This is a genomic window from Streptomyces javensis, assembly GCF_039525925.1.
Classification (GTDB): Bacteria; Actinomycetota; Actinomycetes; order Streptomycetales; family Streptomycetaceae; genus Streptomyces; species Streptomyces asiaticus.
The window spans coordinates 1-14,934 of record NZ_BAAAIF010000089.1 but is presented as its reverse complement, the minus strand read 5'-3'; the positions used below and the strand labels follow the sequence as shown (position 1 = coordinate 14,934).

14 protein-coding genes are annotated in these 14,934 nt (G+C 73.7%); 9 read left to right on the top strand and 5 right to left on the bottom strand.

The genetic code is table 11. The features are described from left to right. Nucleotides 1-5 precede the first annotated feature (5 nt). Entirely contained in the window at nt 6-548 is a 543-nt protein-coding gene (gene mug / locus ABD329_RS42610) for a G/U mismatch-specific DNA glycosylase (RefSeq protein ID WP_198280665.1), read from the top strand. Between the two features lie 39 nt (nt 549-587). Here the strand turns inward: mug and ABD329_RS42605 are convergent, their stop codons facing one another. Both ABD329_RS42605 and ABD329_RS42600 read right to left on the bottom strand, forming a co-directional pair. Next, nucleotides 588-1,208, bottom strand: a complete 621-nt coding sequence (locus ABD329_RS42605) for an L-threonylcarbamoyladenylate synthase (protein WP_198280664.1) — start codon at nt 1,206-1,208, stop codon at nt 588-590. Nucleotides 1,209-1,276: 68 nt separating this feature from the next. After that, on the bottom strand, nt 1,277-1,717 hold the full coding sequence (locus ABD329_RS42600; RefSeq protein WP_198280663.1) for a hypothetical protein: 441 nt from the start codon (nt 1,715-1,717) through the stop codon (nt 1,277-1,279). A gap of 149 nt (nt 1,718-1,866) precedes the next feature. Here ABD329_RS42600 and ABD329_RS42595 point away from each other — a divergent pair, with 149 nt between their 5' ends. Next, nucleotides 1,867-3,087: an ROK family protein gene (locus ABD329_RS42595; protein ID WP_344317865.1), complete on the top strand. Its 1,221-nt coding sequence runs from the start codon at nt 1,867-1,869 to the stop codon at nt 3,085-3,087. Nucleotides 3,088-3,329: 242 nt separating this feature from the next. On the opposite strand, the gene ABD329_RS42590 is transcribed toward ABD329_RS42595, so the two are convergent. Continuing rightward, nucleotides 3,330-4,073, bottom strand: coding sequence for a GntR family transcriptional regulator (locus ABD329_RS42590; RefSeq protein ID WP_198279370.1), 744 nt, complete (start codon nt 4,071-4,073; stop codon nt 3,330-3,332). A gap of 202 nt (nt 4,074-4,275) precedes the next feature. On the opposite strand from ABD329_RS42590, the gene ABD329_RS42585 reads away from it, so the two are divergent. The 5 genes from ABD329_RS42585 to ABD329_RS42565 all read left to right on the top strand — a co-directional run bounded on the left by ABD329_RS42585 (nt 4,276) and on the right by ABD329_RS42565 (nt 9,837). Further along, nucleotides 4,276-5,022 (top strand): SDR family oxidoreductase, encoded by a 747-nt coding sequence (locus tag ABD329_RS42585; protein WP_182469780.1) that lies wholly within the window; start codon nt 4,276-4,278, stop codon nt 5,020-5,022. A 213-nt stretch (nt 5,023-5,235) separates the two neighbouring features. Then, nucleotides 5,236-6,066, top strand: coding sequence for an alpha/beta fold hydrolase (locus tag ABD329_RS42580; protein ID WP_198279369.1), 831 nt, complete (start codon nt 5,236-5,238; stop codon nt 6,064-6,066). 159 nt (nt 6,067-6,225) lie between these two features. Further along, complete coding sequence (locus ABD329_RS42575; protein WP_198279368.1) at nt 6,226-7,818, top strand: alkaline phosphatase D family protein; 1,593 nt, start codon at nt 6,226-6,228, stop codon at nt 7,816-7,818. 78 nt (nt 7,819-7,896) lie between these two features. Then, nucleotides 7,897-8,436, top strand: coding sequence for a DUF1990 domain-containing protein (locus ABD329_RS42570; RefSeq protein ID WP_198279367.1), 540 nt, complete (start codon nt 7,897-7,899; stop codon nt 8,434-8,436). A gap of 123 nt (nt 8,437-8,559) precedes the next feature. Beyond that, a complete protein-coding gene (locus ABD329_RS42565) occupies nt 8,560-9,837 on the top strand; it encodes a GNAT family N-acetyltransferase (protein WP_198279366.1) in 1,278 nt (425 codons plus the stop codon). A gap of 77 nt (nt 9,838-9,914) precedes the next feature. On the opposite strand, the gene ABD329_RS42560 is transcribed toward ABD329_RS42565, so the two are convergent. Further along, complete coding sequence (locus ABD329_RS42560) at nt 9,915-11,090, bottom strand: trans-sulfuration enzyme family protein (protein WP_425574449.1); 1,176 nt, start codon at nt 11,088-11,090, stop codon at nt 9,915-9,917. A gap of 104 nt (nt 11,091-11,194) precedes the next feature. Here ABD329_RS42560 and ABD329_RS42555 point away from each other — a divergent pair, with 104 nt between their 5' ends. Together ABD329_RS42555 and ABD329_RS42550 are read left to right on the top strand one after the other, a co-directional pair. After that, nucleotides 11,195-11,689: an Lrp/AsnC family transcriptional regulator gene (locus tag ABD329_RS42555; protein WP_037960739.1), complete on the top strand. Its 495-nt coding sequence runs from the start codon at nt 11,195-11,197 to the stop codon at nt 11,687-11,689. A 73-nt stretch (nt 11,690-11,762) separates the two neighbouring features. Continuing rightward, nucleotides 11,763-13,445, top strand: a complete 1,683-nt coding sequence (locus ABD329_RS42550) for a DUF885 domain-containing protein (RefSeq protein WP_198279365.1) — start codon at nt 11,763-11,765, stop codon at nt 13,443-13,445. A 652-nt stretch (nt 13,446-14,097) separates the two neighbouring features. Here ABD329_RS42550 and ABD329_RS42545 read toward each other — a convergent pair. Further along, the coding region (locus tag ABD329_RS42545) for an SbcC/MukB-like Walker B domain-containing protein (protein WP_344317864.1) at nt 14,098-14,934 on the bottom strand (837 nt) is incomplete at its 5' end.

Genomic DNA, 14,934 nt, shown 5'->3' with positions numbered 1-14,934 from the left:
GGGCGATGACCCCCGCCGAGCTGGAGGCCGCCCGCGACCGCCTCGTCCCCGATGTGGTCGCGGACGGTCTGCGCGTCCTCTTCTGCGGTATCAACCCCGGGCTGATGACGGCCGCCACCGGCCACCACTTCGCCCGCCCCGGCAACCGCTTCTGGCCCGCCCTCCACGCCTCGGGGTTCACCCCCCGGCGGCTCGATCCGTCCGAGCAGTCGGAGCTGGTGCGCTATGGGCTCGGCATCACCAATGTAGTGGCGCGCGCCAGCGCCCGGGCCGATGAGCTGAGCGACGAGGAGTACCGGGAGGGCGGCCGGATCCTGGAGGAGAAGGTGCTCCGGCTGCGGCCGCGCTGGCTGGCGGTGGCGGGGGTCACCGCCTACCGGGTCGCCTTCGGCGACAAGAAGGCGAAGATCGGGCCGCAGCCGAGGACCATAGGCGAGACCCGGATCTGGGCCCTGCCGAATCCGAGCGGCCTCAACGCGCACTGGACGCTGCCCGCCATGGCGGAGGAGTACGGCAGGCTGCGCGCGGCCGCGGAGGCCGACGGCTGATCGACTACCACTACAGGGCCGCCGATGCCGTCGGCGCGGTCACTCGAACCGTGCTGTGTCGCCCGCCCCGCGACGTACGATCTCGGCTTCGCCGCCGGACAGGTCGATGACCGTGGTCGGCTCGGTGCCGCAGTCACCCGAGTCCACCACGGCGTCCACCACGTGGTCGAGCCGTTCTTTGATCTCCCAGCCCTGCGTCATCGGCTCGTCCTCATCGGGCAGCAGCAGGGTGCTCGAGAGCAGCGGTTCACCGAGGTCGGCGAGCAGGGCCTGAGTGGTGGCATGGTCGGGAATCCGGACTCCGACCGTCTTCTTCTTCGGATGCGGCAGCTGCCGCGGCACCTCCTTCGTCGCCGGGAGGATGAAGGTGTAACTGCCGGGCGTCGCTGCTTTGATCAGGCGGAACACGTCCTTGTCGACGTGCACGAACTGGCCCAGCTGCGCGAAGTTCTCGCACACCAGCGTGAAGTGGTGACGCTCGTCGAGGTTCCGGATCGACCGGATCCGGCCGATGCCTTCACGATTGCCCAGTCGGCATCCCAGTGCGAAGCAGGAGTCCGTCGGGTAGGCGATGAGCGCGCCGGAGCGGATCATGTCAGCCACATTGCTGATGGTGCGCTGCTGTGGGTTCTCGGGGTGCACATCGAAATACTTCGCCATCCACCGAGCCTAAGCGATCAGGGCACCCCGGCCGTTTCGTGCCCCGGACGCGGCCGAGCCCGACGATGTCATATCGTGCCCTCCTCCCCTATCGCCACCAGCAGCTGGAACGGCAGCTCGCGGTCGCCCTGCCCGACGCCCAGCCCGACCCAGCGGCCGTCGACCCGCCAGACGCGCAGCTCGGGTACGTAACCGCACAGGGTGTCCAGCGGGGGCGGGACCGGCTCGCCCATGGCCGAGCGCTCCAGGGAGTCGGTCAGATCGAGGACGTCGGGGGTGCCCCACCGTAAGGTCAGCACCTGGTCCAGCGCGCCCAGCTCGGCCTCGAACTCCTCCAGCACCTCCTCGACCCGGCTCAGATCCGCGTCCCAGAAGTCCTCGCTGACGCGGAGGTCGGCGACATGGAAGCCGGGGCCGCTCTCGACCCGTCCGTCGGCGGTCCGCCGCGCGGGGAAGTCCCGCACGCGCAGCTCATCGATCGTGCTCACATGGTCCGCCGTACTGGTCATGCTGTCAGTAAACCGTGTAGGTCGGACATCTGGCCGCCCGTCAGATGACCCGCGCGAGGGCTGGGCGGCCCGAGCCGGCAGGCGGCTCTCGCCGCCTCCGCGCCCAGCGGATACGATCCGGCAGATACGCACTGGGAGGGAGGCCGACGTTGGGGCGGCTCACCGGCGGGGATCCGTCTCTGCTGCGACGCATCAACTCCGCCGTGGTCCTGCACGCGTTGCGCGCGGCGACCGCGTCCGGCACGGCCGCCGGGGGTGGTCGGGACGAGGCGGGCGGCTGCGCCGGGAGCGCGAGCCTCACTGATCTGACCCGGGTGACCGGGCTGTCCCGCCCCACCGTCGAGGGGGTGATCGACGGGCTGGCCGACAGCGGTCTGGTGGTCGAGGTGCCCGCCGAGGAGGGCGGCGTACGCCGCCAGGGACGCCCCGCGCGCCGCTTCCGCTTCCGCGCCGAGGCCGGGCACCTGCTGGGCATAGAGATAGGGCCGCACCGGGTGGCCGCGCTCCTGTCGGACCTCGATGGACGCCCGCTCGGCTCGATCGTGCGCGAGGTGTCGGAGAAGGCGACCGCGGACGAGCGGCTGGAGCGGGTGCGCACCACCGTCGCGGATCTGCTGCGCCGCGCCGGGGTGGCCCGGTTCTCACTGCGCGCGGTCGGGGTGGGCAGCCCCGGCGTCGTCGAGGCCGACGGCACCGTCCATCTGTGCACCGCGCTCCCCGGCTGGACCGGACTGCCCCTGGGCGAGCGGCTGCGGCGGTCCTTCCGCTGTCCGGTGCTGGTGGAGAACGACGCGAACACGGCCGCGGTGGCCGAGCACTGGAAGGGCGCGGCGGCCGGTTCCGACGATGTGGTCTTCGTCCTGGCCGGGTTGAGCCCGGGGGCCGGGTCGCTGATCGGCGGGCGGCTGCACCGGGGTTTCGGCGGCGCGGCCGGGGAGATCGGGGCGCTGCACCTGCTGGGCCGGGAGGCCGCCCCGGAGGAGGTGCTCTCCACGACCGGGGAGCCGCTGAACCCGCTGGACGAGGCGCAGGTGGCGCATGTCTTCGCGCTGGCCAGGGACGGCGAAGAACGGGCGCGGGCGGCCGTGGACCGCTTCGTCCGCAGGCTGGTGCACGACACGGCGGCCCTGGTGCTGGCGCTGGACCCCGAGGTCGTGGTGGTGGGCGGCTGGGCCGCCGGTCTCGACGGGGTGCTGGCCCCGCTGCGCGATGAGCTGGCGCGCTACTGTCTGCGGCCCCCGCAGGTCGCGCTCTCGCTGCTCGGTGAGGCGGCGGTGACCACGGGGGCGCTGCGGCTGGCCCTGGACCACGTGGAGCAGGAGCTCTTCGCGGTCGACAGCACGGTGACGACCCGCCGCGCGAGCCGCTGACGCGGGAGGCGGGGCGGGGTGGGCGTTTCGGGTTTCGGCGTGCGTACGCGGCGGCGAGGCGACGCCGGCCGGGCCTACGGCATAGGCCGAACCCGCGACGCGGGCCGGGCCCACGACATGGGACGGGCCTACGACACGCGGCGGCGAGGCGACGCGGGCCGGGCCCGCGAGATGCGCCAGGCCCACGACGCGGGGCAGGCCCGGATAGATGCGCCAGGCCCACGACGCGGGGCAGGCCCGGATCAGCCCGCCAGCAGCTCCTCGCCCGCGTCGCCGAAGGTGAGCCGGCAGGTGTCGGCCCGGTAGGTGGCCACGGCGACGGCCGCGGTACGGCCCTGGGCCACATAGCGGGTGGTCACGAGGAGGACGGGGGCGCCGGGCAGCCGGTCGAGCTCCTTGGCGTCGTCCGCGCGGGCCGAGCCGAGCTCCACGGTTTGCTCACGGCCCTCGAGCTCCAGCCGGCGCAGCTCGCGCAGCACGGCGCGGGCGCGGGCCAGCCCGCTGGGGGTGTCGATGGCGGCGAGGCCGGGGACGGACTCGGCCGGTACGTACAGCAGCTCGGCGGCGAGCGGCTGGCCGTGGCTCATCCGGGTGCGGCGCACCCGGTGGACCGGGGTGTCGGGGTCGATATCCAGCAGCCGGGCGACCTCGGCGGGCGGGGCCACCTCGGTGCTGTCGACGGTCTGCCAGGTGTTCTCGCCCGAGGTGTCGGTCCAGCCGTGGGCGTAGTCCCCGACGGCCACGCCGACGCGGGGCGGGGCGACGGTGGTGCCGACGCCGCGGCGGCGCTGTAGCCGGCCCTCCAGCTCGAGCTGCTCGAGGGCCTGTCGGAGGGTGGCGCGGGCGACGCCGAAGCGGGCGGCCAGCTCGCGCTCGTTGGGCAGGATCTCGCCAACCGCGAACTCCGAGTCGAGTGCGTCGCTGAGCACGGTCTTCAGATGCCAGTACTTGGGCTCCGGCACCGATTCCAGCTGCGTGGTCCCCACCCTGTCCCCCTTGATTCCGACGGCCGACGGTCGCGCACGCCTTCACAGTTATGCGCGACTTCTTTATTAAAGGTTGTTGCAGTATCAATGCGACCATAAGGCGGTGTGCGTACTTGGTCAAGACCAATCCCTGACCGGTTATCGTCGGTGACCGTCGGAGCGGAACGCGTCACGAGGCGGGAGCTGAGCTGAGCTGATGGGGATGGACCAGGTCACGGTGGTAACGGGGGGCAGTCGCGGCATCGGCGCGGCGGTGGCGGTGCGGCTCGCGCGCGCCGGGCACGGCGTCGCGATCGGCTACGAGCACGCGCGGGACGCGGCGGAGCGGTGGGCGGAGGCGGTGCGCGCGGAGGGTGTGCGGTCGATGGTCGTCCAGGCCGACACCAGCGACGCGGAGCAGGTCGAGGCGATGTTCGACCGGGTGCGCGAGGAGCTGGGCCCGATCACCGGCCTGGTCAACAACGCCGGGATCACGGGGCCGTTGGGCCGCTTCACCGAGACCTCGCCGGAGGTGATGCGACGCGTCGTGGACGTCAATGTGACCGGGGCCCTGCTGTGCGCCCGGCGCGCGGCGCGCGAGATGTCCACGCGCCACGGCGGGCAGGGCGGCGCCATCGTCAACATCTCCTCGGGCGCGGCGACGACCGGCAGCCCCGGGGAGTATGTGCACTACGCGGCCAGCAAGGCGGCGGTCGACGCGATGACCGTCGGACTGTCGAAGGAGCTGGCCGCGGAGGGGATCCGGGTCAACTCGGTCCAGCCCGGGATGACGCTCACCGACATCCACGCGCGGATGGGCGACCCCGAGCGGCCGTGGCGGGTCCAGGGGCGGGTGCCGATGGGACGCCCGGGCGAGCCGGAGGAGATCGCGGGCGCGGTGGCGTGGCTGCTGTCGCCGGAGGCGTCGTACACGACGGGGGCGGTGCTGCGGGTCGCGGGCGGGCTGTAGCGGCGTTGACCGTCGGCGGCCTTCGCGGTCGGCGGCATTTGGCGGTGGGCGGCCTTCGCGGTCGGCGGCATTGGCGGTGGGCGGCGTTGGCGGTCGGCGGCGTGCGGGGTCCGGGCCGTCCGCCATCGGGTCTACCCTCCGGTAACTCTTGCTGACATGCTGTCTCATACGCCGTCTGCGCCTGCCGGAACGCCGATCGTGAGGAGCCACCCGATGCCCGCGTCCCTCTCCTTCTCCGTCGCCACCCCCGGCGGCCCCCGCACCGCCCGGGTCGTCCACGAACGGCGCGGCGCGGGACGGCCGTTGGTGCTGCTGCACGGCATCGGCCACCACTGGCAGGCATGGGAGCCGGTGCTGGACATCCTCGCCGTCGACCGCGATGTGATCGCCGTGGACCTGCCCGGCTTCGGGGCGTCGGACGCGCTGCCGGAGGGCATCCCGTACGACCTCGACGGCGTCATACCCGTGCTCGACGCGCTCTTCGAGGCCCTCGGGGTCAAGCGCCCCGACGTGGCCGGGAACTCGCTCGGCGGGCTGATCGCCCTGGAGCTGGGCCGGCTCGGACTCGTACGGTCCGTCACCGCGCTGTCCCCGGCCCGGTTCTGGACCGAGGCCGAGCGCCGCTACGCCTTCGGCGTGCTGGCCGCGATGCGGGCCGGGGCGCGGGCGCTGCCGCCGCCGATGGTGGCGTGGCTGGCCCGTGGCGCGGCCGGACGGGCCGCGCTGACCGGCGCCATCTACGCGCGGCCCGCGCGGCGTTCACCGGACGCCGTCGTCGCCGAGACGCGGGCGATGCGCGAGGCGGTGGGCTTCGGCGCCACCCTGGCCGCCGGAAGCTCCGGGCTGTTCACCCACGACATCCCCGATGTCCCGGTCACCATCGCCTGGGGCTCGCGCGACCGGGTGCTGCCGCGCCGCCAGGGCGTCCGCGCCAAGCGGGTGATCCCCGGCGCCCGGCTGGTCCGCCTCCCCGGCTGTGGCCATGTGCCCATGAACGACGATCCCGCGCTGGTCGCCCGCGTCATCCTGGACGGCAGCCGCTGACGGCCCCGCCGCCGCCCTACATCAGCCTCCGTACCGCACGCGCCCGGGGTCTTTACTCAGGGCGGCCACACCGTTATTCACTGGGCGTTCGCAAGAGCGGCACCTTGCACCGATAACAAACACAACAGCACAGCGGTTCTACGAGCGACGGAGGGCACCATGGGGCGGGAATCGGGCAGAGGGATCGGGCGGCGCACGGTATTGCGGGGATCGGCGGCCGCCTCGGCGGCGCTCGCGGTGCCCACCGTGGCATCCGCCGCCGCGTCGGCCGCGTCCGGCGCGCCCGCTCAGGCGCTGTCGGGGCGTCCGAGCGCCCAGTGGGGCGTGCAGGTGGGCGATGTGACGAGGTCGTCGGGGCTGGTGTGGGTCCGCTCCGACCGTCCGGCCCGGATGATCGTGGAGACCTCCGCGACCGAGTCCTTCGCGCGGGCCAAGCGCTGGCACGGCCCGCTGGTCGGCCCCGGCACCGACTTCACCGGGCGCACCGCGCTGCACGGCCTGCCCGCCGGGAGCCAGGTGCACTACCGGGTGTTGCTGGCCGACCCGGAGGACCCGCGCCGCACCAGTGAGCCGGTGCACGGCACGTTCCGCACGGTTCCCGAGCGCCGTAAGGGCGTGCGTTTCGTCTGGTCGGGCGATCTGGCGGGCCAGGGCTGGGGCATCAACCCGGACCACGGCGGCTACCGCGTCTTCGAGGAGATGCGCCGCCGGGAGCCGGACTTCTTCCTGTGCAGCGGCGACAACATCTACGCGGACGGCCCGATGACGGAGACCGTCAAGCTGCCCGACGGCTCCACCTGGCGCAACCTCATCACCCCGGAGAAGACCAAGGTCGCCGAGACGCTGGACGAGTACCGGGGCAACTTCCGGTACAACCTGCTCGACCCCGCCCTGCGCCGGTTCCACGCCGAGGTGCCGACCATCACCCAGTGGGACGACCACGAGGTGCTCAACAACTGGTACCCGGGCGAGATCCTGGTCGACGACCGCTACACCGAGAAGAACGTCAACGTGCTGGCGGCCCGCGCGCGCCAGGCGTTCGCCGAGTACTTCCCGATCAGCACGCTGCGGCCGGACGCGAGCGGCCGGGTCTACCGGGTCCAGCACCAGGGCCCGCTGCTGGACGTCTTCGTGCTGGACTGCCGTACGTACCGCGACCCCAACTCGCCGAACCGCCAGCCGGAGGACGCCCAGGGCATCCTCGGCGCCGAGCAGCTGGGGTGGCTCAAGCGCGAGCTGTCGCGGTCGCGCGCGGTGTGGAAGGTCATCGCCTGCGATATGCCGCTGGGCCTGGTGGTCCCGGACGGGACCACCGACTTCGAGGCCGTCGCGCAGGGCGACCCGGGCGCCCCGCTCGGCCGTGAGCTCCAGATGGCCGAGCTGCTGCGGCACATCAAGCACCGGAAGATCACCGGCACGGTGTGGCTGACGGCGGACGTCCACTACACCTCGGCGCAGCACTACGACCCGTCGCGGGCGGCGTTCAAGGACTTCGCGCCGTTCTGGGAGTTCGTCTCCGGTCCGCTGAACGCGGGCGCCTTCCCGGCGGTGAAGCTCGACGGCACGTTCGGCCCCGAGCAGCCCTTCGTCAAGGCGCCGACGGTGGCGAACGTCTCGCCCGCCGAGGGCTTCCAGTTCTACGGCGAGGTGGACATCGACGGCGACAGCGCCGAGATGACGGTCCGACTGCGCGAGGACGGCGGCAAGGTGCTGTTCACCAAGGTGCTGCGGCCGGGGCTGGTCGGCCAGTAGCCGCGTTGTGCGGTGCGCGGCCCCGTACGGTTCGCCGACGGGGCCGCGCACCGCAAGGCCGCCGCGTACGGTACGGGCATGGGATCCAGCGACGACCCCGGTCCGGCTCCGGCCTCGCGGCTCACCTATCCGGAGGTGGGCGCCACCCGGCGGTGGCCGCTGCCCTCCGGCTATCGCCATCTGCGGGTGCGGACCCGTGTCGGTCACGGGCGGGCCACGTTCGAGGCGGCCGGGCGAGCGGTCATGGACTGGCGGATGCACCGCGCGGTGGGGGTGTCGATCCGCGCCGCGGACCCGGTCGCCACCCCGGGGCGGCCGGTCGTGGTGGGCCTGGGGGTCGGGCGGCTGCGGCTGCGCGCGCCGTGCGAGGTGGTGTGGACGGTCGCCGAGGAGACACGGACCGGCTTCGCGTACGGCACGCTGCCCGGCCATCCGGAGCGGGGCGAGGAGTCGTTCGTGGTGCGGTTGGAGCCGGATGGCTCAGTTATGTTGACGGTGACCGCGTTCAGCCGTTCGGAGTCCTGGTTCGGCCGGGCCGGAGGGCCGCTGGTGCCGCTCTTCCAGCGGGCGTACGCACGGCGGTGCGGCAGAGTACTGCGCAGGTGGGCGGTAGGGTGACGGAACGTCGGACTTCAATAATTTGATTTCGGACAAAATAAGCTTCTGTTACCAGATGCGCCCTTAACCCATAGGTCACAGTCCGTTCGTGATCACGCAACACCTTTACGCAAGGGTGTTTGCATGACATTTCGAGCGACCCCCGAGCCCCCTCACCGGCACCGCCCCCGCTGGCGGCACGATCTGGTCGCATGGTGGTCACGCCGTCAGGGCCACGCGCCGCCGGGCGGCTCAGGCTCGCCCGCGGCCGACGCCCACCCCGCCCACGCCGCGGGCGCCCCGGAGACCACGGCCCCCGAGGCCACCACGCTGTGGCGGATGCGCACGACCGTACGGGACGAGCCGGGCACCCTCGCCGCACTGTGCGCGGCGCTGGCCGGGTACCAGGTCGACATCCTGGCCCTTCAGACCCATCCGCTGACGGACGGCACGGTGGACGAGTTCCTGCTGCGCGCGCCCGAGGCCCTGCCGTCCGACGGGCTGACCGACGCCGTCGCCGCCGCGGGCGGCCGTGACACCTGGGTCGAGCGGGCCGACACCCACGACCTGGTGGACGCCCCGACCCGGGCGCTGACCCTGGCCACCCGCACCGCCCTGGACGCCGCCGAACTCCCGCTCGCGCTGCGCCAGTTGTTCGGCCGCTGCACCATTCACTCCGTGCCCGCCAAGTCCCTCAGCGGGCGGTCGCTGGACAGCACGCCGCCCGCCGAAGGTGTCCTGGAGGAGACCGTGATGCGGCTGCGCGACCCGTCCGGCGGCGCGATCATCATCGAGCGGCCGTATCTGCCGTTCACCCCCACCGAGTTCGCCCGCGCCCGCGCGCTGGTCGAGCTGGACGCCCGGCTCGGCCCGCGGATCCCGCACGACGGCGATGTGCTGACGCTGCCCGAGGGCAACGCCATCACCGTGCGCCGCGCCGACTCCGGCGACCTGGCCCCCGCCCGCGAGATGCACGCCCGCTGCTCCCCCACCACGCTGGCGCTGCGCTACCACGGGCCGGTCGGCGACGCCGACCGCTACCTCGCCCATCTGCTGAGCCCCCGCTTCGGCCGCACCCTGGCCGCGTACACCGCCTCCGGGCGGCTGGTGGCACTCGGCCATCTGCTGTGGGACGGGGACGAGACCGAGCTCGCGCTGATCGTCGAGGACGAGTGGCAGCGCCGCGGCGTCGGCGGGGAGCTGCTGCGGCGGCTGGTGGCGATGGCCGCCGAGACCGGCTGCGAGAGCGTCTACGCCGTCACCCAGTCGGCCAACACCGGTATGGTCGCCGCGATGCGCGCCCTCGAACTGCCGCTGGACTACCAGATCGAGCAAGGCACGCTGGTGATCAGCGCCCGTCTCGACCCGGCCCCGGCACCCGAGCCGGCCCTTCCGCTGCCGGTTCCGCCGCACGCGCGCTGAGCCCGTCCGGGGCCCCGTGCCCCGCCCGGCGGGCGTCCCGCCCCGCCGGGCCACCCTCGCGCCCCGCCGGGCCGCCGTCAGAAGGGCCCCAGCGCCCGGTCCAGATCGCACCACAGGTCCGCCACGTCCTCGAGCCCGACCGACATCCGCAGCAGCCGGTCGCCGATCCCCGAGGAGCGGCGGTCCCCCTCGGCCACGATCCGGTGGCTGATGGAGGCCGGGTGCTGGATGAGGGTGTCCACACTGCCCAGGCTCACCGCCGGAGTGATCAGCCGCACCCCGCCGATCACCGCGTGCGGATCGCCATGGGGCTCGAAGGCCACCATCGCCCCGCCGAGCCGCGGATAGTGGACCCGGGCCACCCGTGGATCGCCGGCCAGCCGCCGGGCCAGCTCGGCCGCCGTCGCCGACGCGGCCCGCATCCGTACCGTCAGCGTGGACAGCCCGCGCAGCAGCAGATATCCGGCGAGCGGATGCAGCACCCCGCCGGTGGCGAACCGCACCTGGCGCAGCACCCGGGCGAACTCCTCGTCGCAGGCCACCACGCCGCCCATCACATCGCCGTGTCCGCCGAGGTATTTGGTGGCGCTGTGCAGGACGAGGCTCGCGCCCCGCCCCGCCGGGCGCTGGAGCACCGGTGTGGCGAAGGTGTTGTCCGCGAGCAGCGGGACCGTTCCGCAGGAGTGGGCGACGGCCCGCAGATCGAGTTCGGCGAGCGTCGGATTGGCCGGGGTCTCCACCATGACCAGGCCGGTGTCGGGGCGGATCGCGTCCGCGATCCCGGCCGGGTCCACCCAGGTGACCTCGGTGCCCAGCAGCCCGGTGTCCAGCAGATGGTCGCTGCACCCGTACAGCGGGCGGACCGCCACCACATGCCGCAGCCCCTGGGCCCCGCGCGCCAGCAGACACGCGCTGAGCGCCGCCATGCCGCTGGCGAACGCGACCGCGCTCTCGGTGCCCTCAAGCCGGGCCAGGGCGGTCTCGAAGCGGGCCACGGTGGGATTGTCCAGGCGGGCGTAGACGGGCGGACCGTCCGGCCGGGCGCCGCTGGCGGCGAACGCGTCGATCCTGGCGGCCTCCTCACGGCTGTCGTACGAGGGGTACGTCGTCGACAGATCCAGGGGTACGGCGTGCAGGCCCATGCCCGGGAGGTCCTCGCGCCCGGCGTGGACGGCCTCGGTGGCGAACGCGTGCCGGGCGGCGACGTCGCCGTGCGGCCCCTGTGTGCCCGGCGCGGGCTCCGTGCTCCGTATGGTTTCCGTGCCGCCCATGCTCTCCGTGCTCTGCCTGATGTCCATGCGTGAAGGGTGAACAACCACCGGGCTCTCGGGGCCGGTGCCCGTGCTACGTTCGGCCGATGGCCGAAACCATCGCTCTCGATCCGGTGGATCTTCAGATTCTGCGGCTGTTGCAGAACGACGCCCGGACCACCTACCGCGATCTGGCCGCCCAGGTCGGCGTGGCGCCCTCGACCTGTCTGGACCGGGTGGCCCGGCTGCGCCGCTCCGGGGTGATTCTCGGCCATGAACTCCGGCTGGACCCCACCAAGCTGGGGCGCGGTCTCGAGGCCCTGCTCTCGGTGCAGCTGCGGCCGCACCGCCGGGAGCTGGTCGGCCCGTTCGTGGAGCGGATCCGGGCGCTGCCCGAGTCCCGGGCGCTGTTCCACCTGGCCGGGCCGGACGACTACCTGGTGCATGTGGCGGTGGCCGACACCGCCGATCTCCAGCGGCTGGTGCTGGACGAGTTCACCTCGCGCCGTGAGGTGGCCCGGGTCGAGACCCGGCTGATCTTCCAGCAGTGGAGCTGCGGCCCGCTGCTGCCGCCCGCCCGGGACGGCTCGGCCACCTCGTAGCACACCCTTGTTCCCATGCGTCACACCCCCGTGGTGCTGACGCCGCACCCCGGAACGTACGAGGATGGGCCGCATGTCCGATACCAAGAACGCTCCGCTGCCCCGCCAGGTCGCCGACAGCTATGTCGACGCCCTCGTCGAACTCGATCCGATCACCGGCACCTACCTGGGCGTTCCCGAGAGCTCCCGGCGTCTTCCGGACTTCTCCCCCGAGGGGGCGAAGGCCATCGCCGACCTCGACCGCACCACCTTGGAACGGCTGGCCGAGGCCGAGGCGCGGCCCGGCGCGGACAGCGACGCCGAGCGCCGCTGCGCCCGGCTGCTGCGGGAGCGGCTGACCGCCGAACTCGATGTGCACGAGTCCGATGAGCACCTGCGCGCGGTCAGCAATCTGAGCTCCCCGCTGCACTCGGTGCGCGGCATCTTCACCGTGATGCCCACCGAGACCGAGGAGGACTGGTCGGCGGTGGCGGCCCGGCTGCGCGCCGTACCGGCCGCGCTGGAGGGGTACCGCGCCTCGCTCGCCGAGGGGCTGCGGCGGAATCTGCCGGCCGGCCCCCGGCAGGTGGCCACGGTCCTCGGGCAGCTGGCGGAGTGGATCGGCACGGACGGCGGCTGGTTCGCGGACTTCACCTCCGAGGGCCCCGACGCGCTGCGCGGTGAGCTGGACGAGGCGGCTGCCGCGGCCACGGGCGCACTGGTCGCCCTCCGCGACTGGCTGCGCGACACCTACGCCCCGGCGATCGAGGGCGCGCCCGATGTGGTGGGGCGTGAGCGCTACCGCCGCTGGGCCCGGATGTGGAACGGCACGGACCTCGACCTGGACGAGGCGTACGCGTACGGCTGGTCCGAATTCCACCGGATCCACGCCGAGATGCGCACCGAGGCGGAGAAGATCCTGCCCGGCGCCAACCCGTGGGAGGCGCTGCGCCACCTCGATGCCCACGGCGCCCATATCGAGGGCGTCGAGGAGACGCGGGTGTGGCTCCAGGAGCTGATGGACGAGGCCATCGAGCAGCTCGACGGCACCCACTTCGACCTGGCCGAACGGGTCAAGCGGGTCGAGTCGATGATCGCCCCGCCGGGCAGCGCGGCGGCGCCGTACTACACCCAGCCGTCGGTGGACTTCTCCCGCCCCGGCCGGACCTGGCTGCCCACGATGGGCGAGACCCGCTTCCCCGTCTACGACCTGGTCTCCACCTGGTACCACGAGGGCGTCCCCGGCCACCATCTCCAGCTCGCGCAGTGGGCCCATGTCTCCGACCAGCTCTCCCGCTACCAGGCCACGGTCGGCATGGTCAGCGCCAACGCGGAGGGCTGGGCGCTCTACGCGGAGCGGCTCATGGACGAGCTGGGCTATCTGACGGACCCGGAGCGGCGGCTGGGCTACCTGGACGCGCAGATGATGCGGGCGCTGCGGGTGATCGTGGACATCGGGATGCACCTGGAACTGGAGATCCCCGCCGATTCGCCCTTCCACCCCGGTGAGCGGTGGACTCCGGAGCTGGCGCGCGAGTTCTTCGGGCTGCACTGCGGCCGTCCGGCGGAGTTCCTCGACAGTGAGCTGGTGCGCTATCTGGGCATGCCGGGCCAGGCCATCGGCTACAAGCTGGGCGAGCGGGCCTGGCTGACGGGGCGGGAGGCGGCCCGTAAGGCGCACGGCGACGCCTTCGACGCGAAGAAGTGGCACATGGCGGCGCTGTCGCAGGGGTCGCTGGGCCTCGACGACCTGGTGGAGGAGCTGTCGGCGCTCTGAGCCCGATGCGCGCCCCGCGCTTGCGGCCCGCCCCGCTACAGGGTGTCCGCCGCGTGGCAGGGGCTTCGCCCCTGGCCCCCGGGGGGCCAGGGGCGGAGCCCCGGTCCGGGGGCTGGGGCGGAGCCCCGACCTGGGGCCTGAGGCAGAGCCCCTGTCCAGGGCCTGGCGCAGAGCCCCGGCCCGGGGGCCTGGGGCGGGGCCCCGAACCCGGAGCCCGGGGCACAGCCCCGACCCAAGGCCTGGAACGGAGCCCCGAAACCGGAGCCTGGAGCAGAGCCCCTGTCCAGGGCCTGGGGCACAGCCCCGGTCCGGGGGCTTGGGGCACAGCCCCGGTCCGGGGGCCTGGGGCACAGCCCCGGTCCGGGGGCCTGGGGCGAAGCCCCGAACCGGAGTCCGGGGCACAGCCCCGACCCGGAGCCTGGAGCGGAGCCCCGACCCGGGGGCTGGGGCGGAGCCCCGAACCCGGGGGCTGGGGCGGAGCCCCGAACCCGGGGCCCGGGGGCGAAGCCCCGAACCCGGGGCCCGGGGCGGAGCCCCGAACCGGGGCCTGGGGCGAAGCCCCGAACCCGGGGCTGGGGCGGGGCCCCAGTTTCGGGAAGGGGCGGGGAGGGGAAAGTAGCCCGCCGCAGGCGTCACGCTCCGCCCGGCACCCCTAGCGCGCGGCGGCCGCACGGTGGCGTACGGCCGAGCCCTGGCGGCCCTTGACGACCTCCAGCTGGGCGGGGATCCGCCGGCGCAGATCGGCGACATGGCTGACGATGCCGACCGTACGGTCGCGTTCGCGCAGCGAGTCCAGCACGTCCATCACCTCGTCCAGGGTCTGCTCGTCGAGGCTGCCGAACCCCTCGTCGATGAAGAGGGTGTCCAGGCGGACCCCGCCCGCCTCGTCGGTGACCACATCGGCCAGGCCCAGCGCGAGGGCGAGCGAGGCGGAGAAGGTCTCGCCGCCGGAGAGGGTGGCGGTGTCGCGTTCGCTGCCCGTCCAGGCGTCGACGACATGCAGTCCGAGGCCGGAGCGGCCGCGCCCGCCGGAGCGGGCGTCGGAGTGCACCAGGGTGTAGCGCCCGGAGGACATGTGGCGCAGCCGTACGCTCGCCGCCGCGGCGACCTGCTCCAGCCGGGCCGCCAGCACATACGCCTCCAGCCGCATCCTGCGCTCGTTGTCCGCGGAGGTGCCCGCCGCGAGCGAGGCGAGACGGGCGATCCGGTCGTGCTCCGCGCGCAGCGGGGCGAGCCGGCGGGCGTCGTCGACCGCCTGCGCGGAGAGCGCGTCGAGCTCCTCGCAGCGGGTGCGGGCCGCGGCGTCCGCGGCCGAGACCTCGCGCAGCGCGCGAGTGGCCGCGTCGGCCACCGTCTGCGCCGCCGCCGGATCGGCGGACGGCGTCCGCGCGGCCGCGAGCACCCTCGGGTCGGACAGCTCGGCCGCGACCGCCGCCGCCTCCCCCTGCCCGGGGTCGAGGCGGGGGGGGGGCTCCCGCCGGCCGGCGGG